Raw genomic sequence first — 14,861 nt, 5'->3', positions numbered from 1 at the left:
TAGAAAAGCCCTTTTTCATGTGTGAACCAGTATATTAATCGGTCAATACATTTACTTTAGGCATCACGAATTGGGTATTTTCTTTTTCTCCCTTCGGTGTACCAAAGTAAAAATAGAGTGTCCGGTCTATTTTTTTATCCATTTGATTCGGCTCTCCTGCAGGTCCATTCACTGCTGCATTACCATTGATCCCCAGGGCCAACTTTGTTCCAATAGGCGGAATGGCGTCCAAAAAGGAAATATCTCCAGTAGGTAATTGTGGATATCCTTTGGGACCTGAAATCCCATAAAATTCAAACAGCCGCAGAAATAGATCATCTTGATCTGTTGCGACCAAAAACTTTCCTTGCACGGTATTGAATTGTACCCAACTGACATCCGAAAAGTAGCCTTTAAATTCAGGAAATGTCCATGGCCCAATACCGGCCTTTCCATCGTTGTACATTTTTTCCCATGTATTTAGCGTAACTCCTTGCAACCTATTCTTCCATACGCGGTAAGGGCCATTTCCCAACCATTTGGCTCCGATAATATAGTTTTCAGGAAAGTTGAAGCTTACTCCCGCATAAGGTACTGCTTTTTTCATGTTGTAGGCATAATCGAGTTTCAACCAACCATCCGGACGCATCGTCCAACGGATAAAGCTTAGATTACCATCAAACATAAACTCAGCAACTTCGTTTTTTCCATCTTGCCAACGTTTAGCACTTTTCAGCTCCGACTGACCATCAATAAGCACAGGTCCATTATTGAAAGCCAATTTCATGCTATAATCATTGGCCAGATCAACCAATAATCCTGTTTTTTTAGAAATAAAAGCGGTTATTCCATTTGCCTTAAGAATATAATTCGCACTGTCTTCCTTCGCTTCAACATCGGTAAAAGATTTCAAAGGTAGGATTTCAGCAGTAAGGGCTTGATTGGATTTTACACGCCATGTCCAGGTATAGATTTCTGCACCCTGTGGATCAGTCGCGGTCAATACCAGCGCATCATACTGCTTCCAGTCACCGGGCAAATTCAATTGCAAAGCTCCCTTTTGCGTAGGAGCCACTACAGGACTGTTTACTTTTAGGTTTAGCACCGAATCCATGCCCGATTCATCCGCATAGGGCTGTTGATAAGTAATCAGTTTACCCTCAAATTGACACGCTTTTAGATCGGTAAAGTGGAATCGATTTTCCACCGGAATAATTCCATTGAAATCAGCAGGTAATTTCTTCATCGTAATATGCACAGGTGCATAGATCTCCCGAATGGCATAGAAACTTCCTTCTTTTTCACGATGGGGTCCAAGGATTCCGTCCGGCGCATTTACCCGGTTGACATCAATCACATTATTGAAATCTGTCCGTACGATACCCTCATCCGCAAAGTCCCAGATAAATCCGCCTGCACCCAATTTGGCATTCCAATGCAACTCCCATATATCTGCTAATCCTGCCGCGGCGCCACCGTCATCCTGTGCATGGAGAAATTCGGTCGGCATGTATATATTAGGACCTTCCAGAATTTTTTTGGTCGAATAAAAGTCTTCATAATGGTTGCAGTCGATTCCATTGATTGCATTCCCAGGTCTATGGTGTGCATGGATCACAGGTCGTGCGGAAAGATCATATTTTTTGTACTCGTCTACGAGTTCTTTATTGTGGCCACCTTCATTACCGTTGCTCCAAAGTATAATGGAAGGATGATTGGCATCGCGGATAACCATTTCCTGCACCAGCTTTTTGCCCACAACGGTACTGTATGCCTTTTGCCACCCAGCTAATTCATCCAAAACATATAAGCCCAATGAATCGCAATAAGCCAAAAACGACCTATCTGGCGGATAATGCGAACAGCGTACCGCATTCATATTCATTTCCTTGATTAATTTCACATCGTTCAGATCCAATTGCGCGTTCACTGAACGTCCGGTTTCGGGCCACCATACATGACGATTCACACCTTTCATCTTCACTTTCACACCATTGACATAGATGCCATCTCCTTGGCGAACTTCGATCGTCCTGAAACCAAAACGATCCCGATATTGATATCCTTTATTCTTGCCATTTACTAGGGTATAGGTAACCTGATATAGGTTTGGTGTCTCGGCTGTCCAAAGCAACGGCTTTCCTACTTTCATTTCGACCAATTTCACCGAATCTTTCGAAGTAATCGGAAATTTCTGAGATGAGATCACATTCCCCTTTAAATCTTTGATCTCTACCAATAGATCATTCGCTTTAGACAGGCCCTCCAAATGCACACTGCTTCGAAAAGTTCCGTCTGCTTTTGCATCAATAGCCGTCCAGCTGATATGTTCCTGTGGCGTCGCCTCAAGGTACACCGGTCTATAAATACCGCCTAAAATCCAATAATCCGCTAGACGCTCCGCGTTGTTAACGGATTTATCGGAAGACATCTTCGATACAGTGGCTTCTAATATGTTAGTCTTGCCGAAGGTGATCTTGTCGGTAACATCGTACTTAAACCGATAGAAAGCACCTTGGTGGATATCTCCGGCCAGCTGACCGTTGATCTTGACTTCAGTATCCGTCATCGCCCCCTCAAACACCAAGCTTATTTTCTTCCCTTTCCAATGCTTTGGAACAGTAAACTGATGCCGATACAGACCTTTCTCATCGTGAAATACAAAATTCTTTCCATAGGTCACATAGTCCCGACCATAATTGTAAGCCCCAAATCCCTGCTGTTCCCAATGACTCGGCACCGCAATCTTATCCCATTTCCCTGCTTTACGTCCACCTGTGACCCAGAAGTCCCAATTGACCGTGTGAATATTGTCTGTTCCCGAAAGATAATGTATTTCTTTCTGCGTCTGTGCTGAGGCCATTAGGACGGTCGTAACACACAGCAATGTAAGGAAGGCTATTCGAATTTTAAGCATAGGTTTATCATTGAGTTTGCAAGCCCCTAAAATAAAAAGTTCAGGACACTAAAGTGTCCTGAACTTACCTGATTTGTTGTAATTTCTTCGAAGATCCTTAATGACAGGCTACGGGCTCAGGATAATCTTCTGTCGCCATACCCTTAACCAATTGTCCACAATTACGCATGGAAGCTGCGTAAGGATTTTCAATGTCCTTGTCGTAACTTAACCAATAACCTTTTTCCATCGGACAATATTGTAAGTAGACGGCTTCATCTGTACATTTCATCGTTTCCATAATGGTAAATAGGGATTGCGTAATTGCAGAGAATGAAACCTTCATTGCCTTCATATCTTGGGCAGATTTCAAGCCGGCAGCGTCTGCCTTCATGGTCTGACTGACCTTCTTAAGGCGCATCATATCGTCAAGCTGCAGACCTTTTAGCCGAAAGTTCTGTACTTCTTTTTCTAATTGAACGACATGCCCCTTACCTCCCGCAAAGTTCTCATCCGTAATATCCTTTTTAACTTCCATGTAGGCCTTAAATAATCTGTCCCGTTGTGCCTGTGCATTATCCTGCCCTTGGCTTAATTGGCAAGAAACCAGCATGAAGCCGATCACGCATGCCACATACATTTTTTTAAATCTACTTTTCATTTTAGTCTTTGTTTATTTGATTTTGAATACGTTTAATTTCTTGCAGCATCAAATTCAGATGCTGCTTATTGAGTTGATCTGTTTGCTTGGCATTAAGCAGATTGATCTGCTCAATCAAACCTGGCAGATAATTTCTGACATACAGTTGCACGTCACTGCGCTGTGCCTGTGTAATAATATCCGACCCAGGTCCGATTTTCGGGTTAACAACTTGATTTACCCGTTCCAGAAAAAAGCGTTGCTGGCCACGTTTGAAGGCATCAATACGAAGATCACCACCGGGCAATGTCCATATTCCATGACCAACATCTTCCAAATATTCATTCAAGGTGTAAGGGTCTTCATTGCTTAGAGACTTGATATAAACATTATAAAGCAAACCGGGACTCATCAGCATGTTGAGCATCTGCTCTTGTTGATCATTGATTTCTTTATTGACGTCTATTCCAATTAGGGACTGTATATTGTCAGGATACAACCACAAGGGTGGCGCAAATACATTATCATTTACATAGTGTACTGCTGCTTTTACCTTTTCTTTGGGAACAGCCGCGTAGACGGCTCCTTTTTGACCCCGGACTTTATTCGTAATCTCTTGACTTCCGATATTTTTTAGCACATGGTATAAATAGCGATTAAATTGTCCGCGGACAGCTTTATGCATATCTTTTAGGTTGCTGTAATCATCCGAAGGCTCGTCTGTCCATGCGATCAATTGGGGAACGACGCGTTTTAAATTTTTGAGGCCATAGGTACTCGCCAACATAGAATCGTCGCCCAGATCTTCCTTCTGACTACGCGGATCTTCATTGTTTCCTTCCCCACCGAACCATAGCTTTGGGTTGACCATCAGACTATCTGTCACCTGTTTTGTAAGATAACCCCGCTCTTCTTCACCAGTCGAAAACTGTGGAAGATATTGATACCCCCATTGAATGGCCCATTTATCGTACATGCCTACGCGTGGATATATTCCAGCAAGCGCAACGTTATCTTCTGGCTGGGCTACATAATTGAATCTTGCATAATCCATGATCGAAACGGTATGTCCATGTTTTTCAACCCATTTCTTATCGCGCAATTTCTCCACCGGCGTTTGGCTGCTCGCCCCCATATTATGCCGTAGCCCCAAGCTATGTCCCACTTCGTGTGAAGAAACAAAGCGAATTAACTGCCCCATCACTTCGTCATCCAGCTGCATTTTTTGAGCAGCTTTGTTTAATGGCCCCACTTGTACCATAAACCACTGTTGGACAAGTTTCATGACATTATGATACCAACCGACATGCGCTTCAATAATCTCACCGCTTCTAGGATCTGAAATCCGCGGCCCATAAGCATTTGCTTTTTCAGAAGCAAAGTAACGGATGACGGAAAAACGCGCATCTTCCAGGCTCATGGTCGTATCCTGCTCGGGCCACTCTTTGCCTACGATTGCATTCTTAAATCCGGCTTGTTCAAATGCGACGTTCCAGTCATTGATCCCTGCGATGAGATAAGGGCGCCACTTCTTGGGCGTCGCGGGGTCTATATAGTATACAATTTGCTTTTGTGGTTCTACAAGTTCACCTTTTAAGTATCGCGACACATCATTGATCTTAGGCTCAAGTCTGTAGCGTTGTATAAAATTCAACGCTTTGGAGCGTTGATCTTTATCGGTGAATAAAATATATTTATTGGCGAAATAGCCCACACGATCATCAAAAATCCGCTTTTTCATCGGCACTTTTGGCAATAATACCATGGATGTATTGGTCGTAAAAGTCATCGCTCCCGTCAAACTCGCTGCCGGTGTACCAGAGGTGGATGAATATGTCTTTGTAGTCTTCACTTCTAAATTGATCGGAAAGACTTTCATATCAGTAATAAAAGATCTGTCGTCTGCCAGTGATGACAGTTTATTTTCACTTTTTATTTTGCTGTCAAAGGAAATCGCCGCATTGTCCTTGCGAAAAAGATCTGTCACATCGATAAGATAGCCGTTTTTTGCCGGATTAAGTCCTTTTATATCTAAAATAGCGATGATTGGATCTTCCTGAGACTGAACTAGTGCGATCCGTATAGCATCGTTTTCCGGGGCGTCTTGTTTATAAATTGCTGCCCGCAACTGTATACGGTCACCCAGGCCTTTCTCAAAATAAAGTGTCTGTTCATTCAGCTTTTCACCGCCATACATTGGGAATCCCTGTGGGGCTGACACCAAGCGCGTTACCGTCAGGAAATAACGGTTCAACAGACTGTCCGGTATTTCTAGATACCATTTTTTGTCAGATTCAAAAACATTAAATACGCCGGAACGGGCAATTTTTTTCTTCTTTAAAATCTTTTCATAGGCTTCATCCAAATCATTTTTTGATTTTATAGTGTCTACCGGAGTCAAATTTTGATGGCCTTGAGCCATACCGCCGGACAAGAGCAAGGCAAGCAAACTATAGATAATTTTGTTTTTCATGTGTAATGTAATAGCATATATTAAAACGGTACAGTTTCATCCGTGTTCAAACGTAAGTTTGGGTTTAACTTCATTGCATCCAATGGAAATGGAATAATATACATTCGTGAATTTGGGGCCAACGTATAGGTCTTTTGCTCCACCGTCTTATTGACAATAGGGAATACACGAACAAGTGTTTTGGCATAGTCAGGTTCTAGGTTCAAGCGTTTCAAATCAAAAAAACGATGGAAACCGATTGGCAATTCCTTACGGCGTTCGTTTATCACTAGATTCATCGCTTCTTTTCGGGTAGTTGGAACCGCCAGTATTGCTTTATCGCCTTCGATCCGGGTTTTACGTAAGGTATTCAACATGTCGATAGCCTTTGTAAATTGATCCTGACGGGCATAACATTCGGCCAGCATAAGGTAAATCTCCGGTGTTTTCAGTCCCACTGTGGGGAAGAAAAAAGCAGTGTATTTCACGTTGTAGTAACTTGCTCCAGCACCAATATCCAGAAAACTAGCATTTGAGGTCGTATAGAATAGACTAAAGCGTTTGTCTTCCTTGTCAAACATACTTGTCAATTCTGGGCTTAAGATATAGCTATAACCAAAATTCATCTCCGTATAGCCATTCACATACATATAGCTTAATACTTCCGGGTTATTTTCAGCGATTATAGGCGTCTTGCTTGGCCCCCCTAACTTTTCATACCGAACAAGATCAATTAGCTGTCCATTAAGCTGCAAGGCTTTTTCTGCAGCAGCTTGCGCTTCAACAACCTCTCTTTTGAAAAGATGCACCTTCGCCTTCAATGCATAAGCAAAGGCCAGTGACGGATGATAGGGATTCGTAGGTTTCTCCTGCAAATAGGGCAAAGCATCCTCGATATCCTTTTGGATAAAATCGTATACCTGCTGTACCGTTGATTTTGCCGGCTTAGCTTCAAGGTCATATTTATCCATAATACAGACACCGCCATCCTGAGAAGCGGTATTCGCGTCATAGGCTTTGGCGTAGACATTAATCAAATGGAAATAATCAAAGGCCCGAAGCATCTTGGCCTCAGCCTTGGCTAGGGTCTTTAATTGACTATCGCCTGTACTTTCATCAACCAAGGAAATAATCATATTCCACTGTGCAATATATTTATAACATTGATTGTAAAAGCTCGATGCGGTAATGCGGCTTACCCGATCCTCTTGTTCTTGGAACAAAAAGTTAATGGTATTCATATTAGGCGTCAAACCGATTACATTGGATTCTTTCATATACTGGTCATCGACCAAATATTGAAAGTTATTAATCGGATAGCCCCTATTGGGATAAGCGACCAAATCGTAATAATCTTGAGCGGTGCTCACCAATTGTGAGCCTTTTGGTGTTATATCGAGGTATTTGTCGCAGGCGGAAAAGACCACTAGAGTCACAAATGCCGCCGCTAAAGTTTTAAAAGTCATCGTAGATTCAGATTAAAAAGTTAATGAAAGCCCCATGAGGAATGATTTAGCCAGTGGCAAATTGCGTGTTCCGCTATTGAGCGAATAGGCTTCTGGATCGATATCATCACCAGCCGCAGTCCAGGTCCATAAATTATTCACCTGCAAGGTTAATTTGACGTTTTGCATCCCCACTTTCTGCGCCAATTGTTTTGGTAATTGATAACCCACAGCCACATTTCGCAGCTTGATGTAGTCTGCAGAAACAATCTGCTTATCGCTATTCCGCCATAAGGTAGATAGTTTGCTCGCATCGGTACGTAATTTGTCTGGATAATCAACCAGTAATCTTGGATAATCATTATCCGCACCTTCTGCCCATCGATTGACCAAACCCGCGTTTGTCAGCTTATCACTTGCTAAGTCGATTGCATCTTTACGCAGTTTATGTCCGCCCGAAAAAACGAACATCGCAGACAGATCAAATGCTTTATAGCGCAAACGTTGATTGATAGAACCTGTATACTTAGGAAACAAGGTCCCCATATTTACCAGTGCCTCCGGCGAGGTAATTTCTTTGATGCTCGTCGGTGTACCGTTCTCATCAAAGACAACATTTGATTCACCGTTTTGATCCAAGAAATAAGGATAGCCATTCACCATACCTCCATAGCGAAAAGCCATGATTGAATTATAGCTACTTCCTTCAAAAAAGTAATTACTTGGTGAACCAACATACGATTGGGCTGTAGAAGTTAAGCCGTTCACTTTCTCCACCTTATTCTTATTAAAGGAAAATACCAGCTGTGTACTTGCCGTAAAATCTTTCTTTTTAAACCACACACCGTTGATATTAAACTCAATCCCTTTATTACGTAGTGCACCGTTGTTAATCACACGGGAACTGGCCCCCACCGTAGGATCGAGAACAGAATTAATCAATAAATCCGAGCTATATCGATTATAGGCATCGATACTAGCCGAAAGGCGGTTGTCGAAAATCGAAAAATCCATCCCTAAATTGGTGGTTGATGTTTTTTCCCAGCGTAACATGGGGTTTGGCAATGACCTTTGTTCCAAATACTGCAGATAGGGGAAAAGTTTATCCGATTTCCAGGTTGCAGTTCCATAGCTGGAACTGGCTTGATCCACGTTACCGGTAATACCATATGTAGCCCGCAGTTTGAGTGAATTCAACCAGTCTTCATTTTTCATAAAGCCTTCGTTGCTGACATTCCAGCCAGCTCCGACGGACCATAAAGGGCGATATTTAAACTTTGGATCTACACCAAATAGATCTGCTTGATCTACCCGTATGCTTCCAGTCAAGTTAAATCTATTATTATATGTATAACCTGCGTTGGCATAAAGTGAAGTATATCGATGTAAAGTTTCTGTTTGCGCCCCACCATTCAAATCAGATAGTCGGTTGTTTCCCCCATACACATAACTCGTTATTCCTGTTTTACTTAAGGTTGCCCAATCAATTGTTGTCGAAGTCAATGTTACAGGATTGTACCCTAAAAGCAATTGTTCAATTGAGCGTGGTACATGTGACTGTCGCATCTCGAATCCGGCCAATGCTGTCAGTTGATGTTGACCATATTGTCCAAAGGTATTATCGTAGTTAAACTGATTCCGAAAGGTGTAACTATAGCGTTTGCTCTCAAATTGATAGTAACGTCCTCCAGCAGGTAAATTCTTGGTATAAATACCCGTCGCATCATTGTAACTGACCATTGCATTTGATGCAACGCGCATCATGTAGCTATCTTCATCGTAGAAGCTTTCACGTGCTGCTTGGCCCAATTCATATGAAAACTGTGTCTGAAAAGAAAGTCCTTTGTAAATATTGGCCCGCAACGATGTAAAAGCACGAAGTCCTAAACTTTTATTACTTTCAATGCCCTCTCCTAATGCCTCAAGCACATTAAAGGATGTACTTTTTAGATTTCCATTTGCAGCAATTTGTTCCGCCGTTTCGCCGTTAATGGCAGAGCCTGGTCCTACTGAACTGGGCAATTCAACGTACGGTGTATAGACTAAGTTGCCACCTTCATCTTTGATGCGAGCATAACGTGGTTGCAAGAACACATTATTGTAAACGCCGTCGGTTTCTTTATTTACTGTATACGTACCATTCAGTCCTACTGTTGCAGACAACCACTTGGTCAAATTAAAGCCCGACTTTAGATATAAGTTGAATTTCTCATTCTTTTCATTGACCACCTGTCCCTTTCCCTTATCATAATTAAAAGAAACAAAGGTATTGCTCTTAGTGGAGTTCTGGGAGATGCTCGCGTTATAACGTTGACGTGTTTCATTCTGCCAGACATTGTCCGTAAACTCCTTAATATAATCGTTGCTCCGCCATGAATTGATCGTTGCCTCCCGTTCTTGCTGACTAATCGCACCAATGGATTCCTTTCGAAATAGATCATACAATGGTGAATAATATTTTAGACTGCCACTTCCCAGCTTTCCATAGTAATTAAATAGCGATTCACTATTCGCATAACGGGATAGCTCCTTCTGATATACATCAATTTCATAATCGATTAAATCCGATGTACGCGCATAGTGCATTTTGGAGATATCCGGTTTCTGCGTGATGAATTGGTCCACATTAAAGTTCACGGAAACACCTTGCCCTTTCCCTTTTCTGGTGGTCACTACGATAACACCATTAGCCGCACGGGCACCGTAAATGGACGCTGCTGTCGCATCCTTCAAAACGGTAACGGACTCAACGTCATAGGGATTAATATCGTTCAAGGTGAACTCCGTCGGCAAATCATCGACAACAATGAGTGGATTGGTGGTCACCTGACTGGAATAGGTGCCAATGCCCCGAAGTACGGGGCTGTCTGCACCGGAGCGCGTTGGATTTTTGATATAGGTCAACCCAGCCACCTGACCTTCTAACGCGGAAGTCAAATCGGTATTAATCTGTTTGTTCAATTGATCATTGCTGATACCGGTATAAGCTCCAGGACTACGTTCTTTGCTGATACGTTGATATCCCGTTATCATAATTTCGTTGAGCATAGACTCCTTTGCGCTCAACATCACACGGACGGGCCGAGCAATTTGTTCCGGGCTGAAGTGCATGACCTTTTCATTAAAAGAAACATGCCTAAAAGACAATTGAATGTCTGAGCTAGCGACGTTCAATTCAAAATCACCATCTCCGGAACTCATCGTCTGGCTATCATCCTGTAAATTATGAATAGACACGCCGGGAATGGTATTACCCAAACTGTCTATTACTTTTCCGCGTACAAGCTGATTAATGGTTGACACAGCTTTACGATAGAGAATAATCCGTTTGTTTTCCAAACGATAGCCGAAGGGCTGATCCTTAAACAAAATGGATAAAGCATCTTCGACGCTTGAAAGTTTTAGATTAACACTGATCGGGTGCGCCGATTTGAGCAGATTGCCGTCAAATACAAATTCATAGCCGTAGTGATCCGATAAACTCGTAATCACCTCTTTGACATCGGCATTTTTAAAATTCAATTGTACCTGTTGCGCATGTAATTCATAGGGGTCAATCATGCTCATCAAGGCAATTCCAGCAACCAAACTCAGGTATTTTCGTAAAAATACCGGTTGCTTTTCGGTTAGGTGTGACATGGTAGATTAAGGTAAATGTACTATTTAGTTGTTATTTTTTATGAGTAGCTTTTAATGTGATTTTTTTATTGTTCAATTGAAAATTTAGACCACTTGCTTCATTCAATAGATTCAACATTTCCTGTAATGGAATATTTTTTCGAACCTTCATATAGATCGATTGATCAGTAGGTAGCGTAATGGTATCGACATCTACGCCATACCACCTGGACATATCTGACAAGATAACGCGAAGTGACTGATCCCGGTAATCAAAGTAGCCAACCGTCCAAGCAACAGCTTGCTTAGGAGCCAAATTTTCGATATGTATTCCTTTCTGATCGGTTACAGCTGTTTCGCCGGGGCGGAGGACAATTCTTTCAGAGGTCCCCGATTTACTTAAGGCTATCCGTCCAGACATGAGAGATGTGGTAACTCGCCCATCACTCGTATAATTTCGTACGTTAAATACAGTTCCCAATACTTCGATTTTTGCAGCACCAGCATTTACTGTAAATGGTCTTCGCGCATCATGAGCGACTTCAAAGTAACCTTCTCCTTCCAAAGAAACTTCTCTTTTAGCAGGGGTAAAAGGGAGCTGAAACCGTAAGGTTGATGCAGCGTTCATCGTAATCTTACTACCATCCTCCAAAACTAGCCTAAAGTCCGAATTGGGAGTATATATCGTTTGCAAACTTGGATTTTTACCTACTGCGATTACTTTTACAGTTTGACTGTCGATCCGAGAAAAGGCAATATCGCCTACTGTCCAAATCGAGTCTGTTTTCGGCAAAATGGCTATTTCTTTACCAGATCTATCTTTAACATATAAAATAGGTTCCGAAGGGGCTATCACATCGGAATGCTTGGGACTTTGTTTTGCATAAAACCATGTGGCCAATCCCGCTACAAACAGAATGGACGCTGCCGCCCACCAGCTCTTTCTATATCTTAAACGGATCGGCTGCTTTTTGGACTCGTTCAGTTTATTTTCCAATCGCTGCCTAATAACCGGGATATGCGCAGCGAAAGATTCTTCGACGTGATCTGCCTCAAAATCTTCAATAGCAAAGGAAGTCAGCGCATTCAATTCATCATCACCAGCTTTCCCAAAATACAGAAGGAGCGCATCCAGATCAACACGATTGATACTCCCATTCAAATAGCTCTTGTAAATATTTTCTATTTTTTTTGCCATATCTATAAGTTAATACGCAACTTACTAGCAAAAACACTATCGCTAACTTATTTTTTTTAAAAAAAATAGAACGTAACAAGAATGATTAAAATCTCATCATAGTGATCCTGCACAAATTGGCGAATATGTTGGTTGGATTTGACCATGGCATTACTCACAGTAGATACGGAAATATTCAATTTCTGAGCAACCTCCTCATAACTTTTCTGTTCTATTTTACATAAAACAAAGATTTCTTTTCTGCGCTCACTTAAGGTATTGAGTGCTCGTTCCAATAATGCCGCTTGTTTTTCTTGAATATCCCCCTCTTTTTCCATGACATAGAGGTGCTCGAAATGTTGGTATAAGTTTTCCTGCAGCGCGGTTTCTTTTGCTAATTTCCTATACCATGAAATCACGTCATTTTTAGCTATTGTAAAGATCCAAGACTTAAAGCTTCGATTCGGATCAATGGTGCATCTCTTTTGCCAAACTTTTAGGAATACATCTTGTACGATCTCTTCACTGACCTGCCTATCTTTAACCATTCGAAAAACATTGGAAAATAAGGCATGACTATAATGCTCGTATAAAGCAAAAAAAGAGTGTTCGTCTCCCTGGGAAAGCGAAATCATTAGCTTATTTTCTGCGGTAACATCCATTTTAAACTTTTCAAAAGGGCAGATAGTATGCTGTTTAAACACCTAACCAGTCGTCAAATTTACAAATTTTCAACTTAATATAGACGCCAATAGCTTTCGAGCGACCATATTATATTCATTTTAGGATTTTTGATTAAGTCAAACAAGCAGAACAGCACAGGATGACAAAACAATTCTATATCCCTAAACTTGTATTATCAAATCGGACTCATCGTCGATTTAGTGAAGTGAGTAATTCAATGGTAATGAAAGAAAACTATTAGATAGCATTATATTTTTTATCATAAATTTAGGATTAATTGGTTATTTTAAAGGTTTTCATTCTCCCCGTTTGAAAACCTTTTTTTATAACAACCGTCTATTACTGAATGGCAACTATAGTTACAACTTCGTCATTTCAGTAACAACTTGATAGCTTCAAAAGTAGCGTACTTCAATAGAAAAAGAACAAAAATATACTACTCCGTTCTGAAAGGTAATGCCGGTAATCCCTCTTTATTAAAGAAATTGGGTCGGGCGGTTTCATTCCAGCCAAAGCGGACCTGTTTTGGTGATTTTACCGATGCTGCCCATACAACAACCTGATCACCATCGATCTTCGCTTCTGCAGGTACAAATTTTCCATCTGAGCCAGCAATTTCAAACCAGGTCAATTGATCGCCTTTACATTGCAATCCGCTACCAGCATATTTAAAATTCAGTATTATGCTACTTTCGACTATCTTTTTGCTTTTATATTGCGGTCCTGAAAAAACAGTATTTCTTTGGCCATAGTCTAATGCCAGGGGCCACAATGCCAAACGACGCCCCACTTCCCATTTATAGGAGGGGTGTATATCAGAAAGGTCATCAACCAAATCAGTTACGACCGCCATTCCCGAATGTTTAATATCCATACATTTCGTCTGGATCTCCCAGAACCAAGGCAATGCCTCTGCATTGTGTTTTGTTTTGTCATTCCTTTTACTATAATAATAAGGTGCAATCTGGACATAGTAAAATGGCATATTCTTATCCTGCCAGACACGACGCCAAGTGTCGATCAGCAATTTTTGTTTTGCATAGTAACGTGCATCCTCAAACATCAGATTGCTTTCACCCTGATACCAGATAAAGCCTTTCATGGCAAAAGGTGCCAATGGACGGATCATCGCTTCATACATTTCTCCAGCAACGGCATTTTCAATTTTGGTTTCACCGTTTTGCATCTCCTGCTTAAAGAGACCGGAGTTTTGATAGGCCTCCAAGGGTGTCCAAGGCTCTATTCTACTGCCGCCCCAGGATGAACTAATTAAACCTACAGGAACATTCAGCTGTTGTTGCAATGTCTTTCCAAAGAAATAACCCGGAGCGGAAAACGGTGCAAGTGAGCTCGGACTGGCAATTTCCCATCCATTAGTTTCCACATCCTCCTGCGGCCCTTTCTTTTTGGCAACAAGGAATAAGCGAATTTTTGGATTTTCAGGCTGCCGCAATTCTTCCTCCGCTTGATCAACTCCAACAGCAGGCTTCTTATACCCCTTACGTAATTGCATCGTATACTCCATATTGGACTGCCCCGAACATAGCCACACTTCACCAACAACAACATTTTCCAACAACAATGTATTATCCCCCTTGACTTCAATCGTAAATGCATCGAAACTTGCCTTTTGTGCTTTAAAGGTAACTTTCCATGCACCTTTTTGATCCGCCACTGTTTTTCTTGTTAAACCTTTCAATTTGACCTCAACGCTCTCCTGAGGATCCGCATGTCCCCATATAACCACTGGTTTATCTCGCTGAAGTACCATATTTGAACCAAAAACATGGGGCAGTTTGACTTTAGCCTGCGTACTCAGCGCCAGCGCTGCTAAAAGTATGGAAAGGAGAATTTTCTTCATAAATATAAATTCCGAACTCATGAGCTTAAATTAAGTATCTATTCATCGATATGCAACCTGCACTTCACTGTTTATCACAAAAAAGAAGCTACAATCGAAGGCAAGGAAT

Annotated in this window: 8 protein-coding genes; all 8 read right to left on the bottom strand. The window is 41.6% G+C overall.

What is annotated here, in order from left to right; translation table 11 throughout:
• Nucleotides 1–34: 34 nt before the first annotated feature.
• A complete protein-coding gene (locus tag B4G94_RS22400) occupies nucleotides 35–2,896 on the bottom strand; it encodes a glycoside hydrolase family 2 protein (RefSeq protein WP_286862084.1) in 2,862 nt (953 codons plus the stop codon).
• 97 nt (nucleotides 2,897–2,993) lie between these two features.
• The gene (locus tag B4G94_RS22395; RefSeq protein ID WP_286862082.1) at nucleotides 2,994–3,536 is read right to left on the bottom strand and encodes a hypothetical protein; all 543 of its coding nucleotides are present in this window, start codon (nucleotides 3,534–3,536) and stop codon (nucleotides 2,994–2,996) included.
• Between the two features lies 1 nt (nucleotide 3,537).
• On the bottom strand, nucleotides 3,538–5,988 hold the full coding sequence (locus B4G94_RS22390; protein ID WP_286862080.1) for a zinc-dependent metalloprotease: 2,451 nt from the start codon (nucleotides 5,986–5,988) through the stop codon (nucleotides 3,538–3,540).
• A gap of 20 nt (nucleotides 5,989–6,008) precedes the next feature.
• Complete coding sequence (locus tag B4G94_RS22385; RefSeq protein WP_286862078.1) at nucleotides 6,009–7,433, bottom strand: RagB/SusD family nutrient uptake outer membrane protein; 1,425 nt, start codon at nucleotides 7,431–7,433, stop codon at nucleotides 6,009–6,011.
• Nucleotides 7,434–7,445: 12 nt separating this feature from the next.
• A complete protein-coding gene (locus B4G94_RS22380; RefSeq protein WP_286862077.1) occupies nucleotides 7,446–11,051 on the bottom strand; it encodes a SusC/RagA family TonB-linked outer membrane protein in 3,606 nt (1,201 codons plus the stop codon).
• A 31-nt stretch (nucleotides 11,052–11,082) separates the two neighbouring features.
• Nucleotides 11,083–12,228, bottom strand: coding sequence for a FecR family protein (locus B4G94_RS22375; protein WP_286862075.1), 1,146 nt, complete (start codon nucleotides 12,226–12,228; stop codon nucleotides 11,083–11,085).
• Nucleotides 12,229–12,284: 56 nt separating this feature from the next.
• Complete coding sequence (locus tag B4G94_RS22370; protein WP_146191077.1) at nucleotides 12,285–12,869, bottom strand: RNA polymerase sigma factor; 585 nt, start codon at nucleotides 12,867–12,869, stop codon at nucleotides 12,285–12,287.
• Nucleotides 12,870–13,327: 458 nt separating this feature from the next.
• Entirely contained in the window at nucleotides 13,328–14,752 is a 1,425-nt protein-coding gene (locus tag B4G94_RS22365) for a sialate O-acetylesterase (protein WP_286862073.1), read from the bottom strand.
• Nucleotides 14,753–14,861: the final 109 nt, after the last annotated feature.

This window comes from Sphingobacterium sp. UBA7625 (genome assembly GCF_002484085.1).
GTDB classification, from domain to species: domain Bacteria; phylum Bacteroidota; class Bacteroidia; order Sphingobacteriales; family Sphingobacteriaceae; genus Sphingobacterium; species Sphingobacterium athyrii.
The sequence above is the reverse complement of the archived record's forward strand: the minus strand, read 5'-3'. Positions and strand labels throughout refer to the sequence as shown.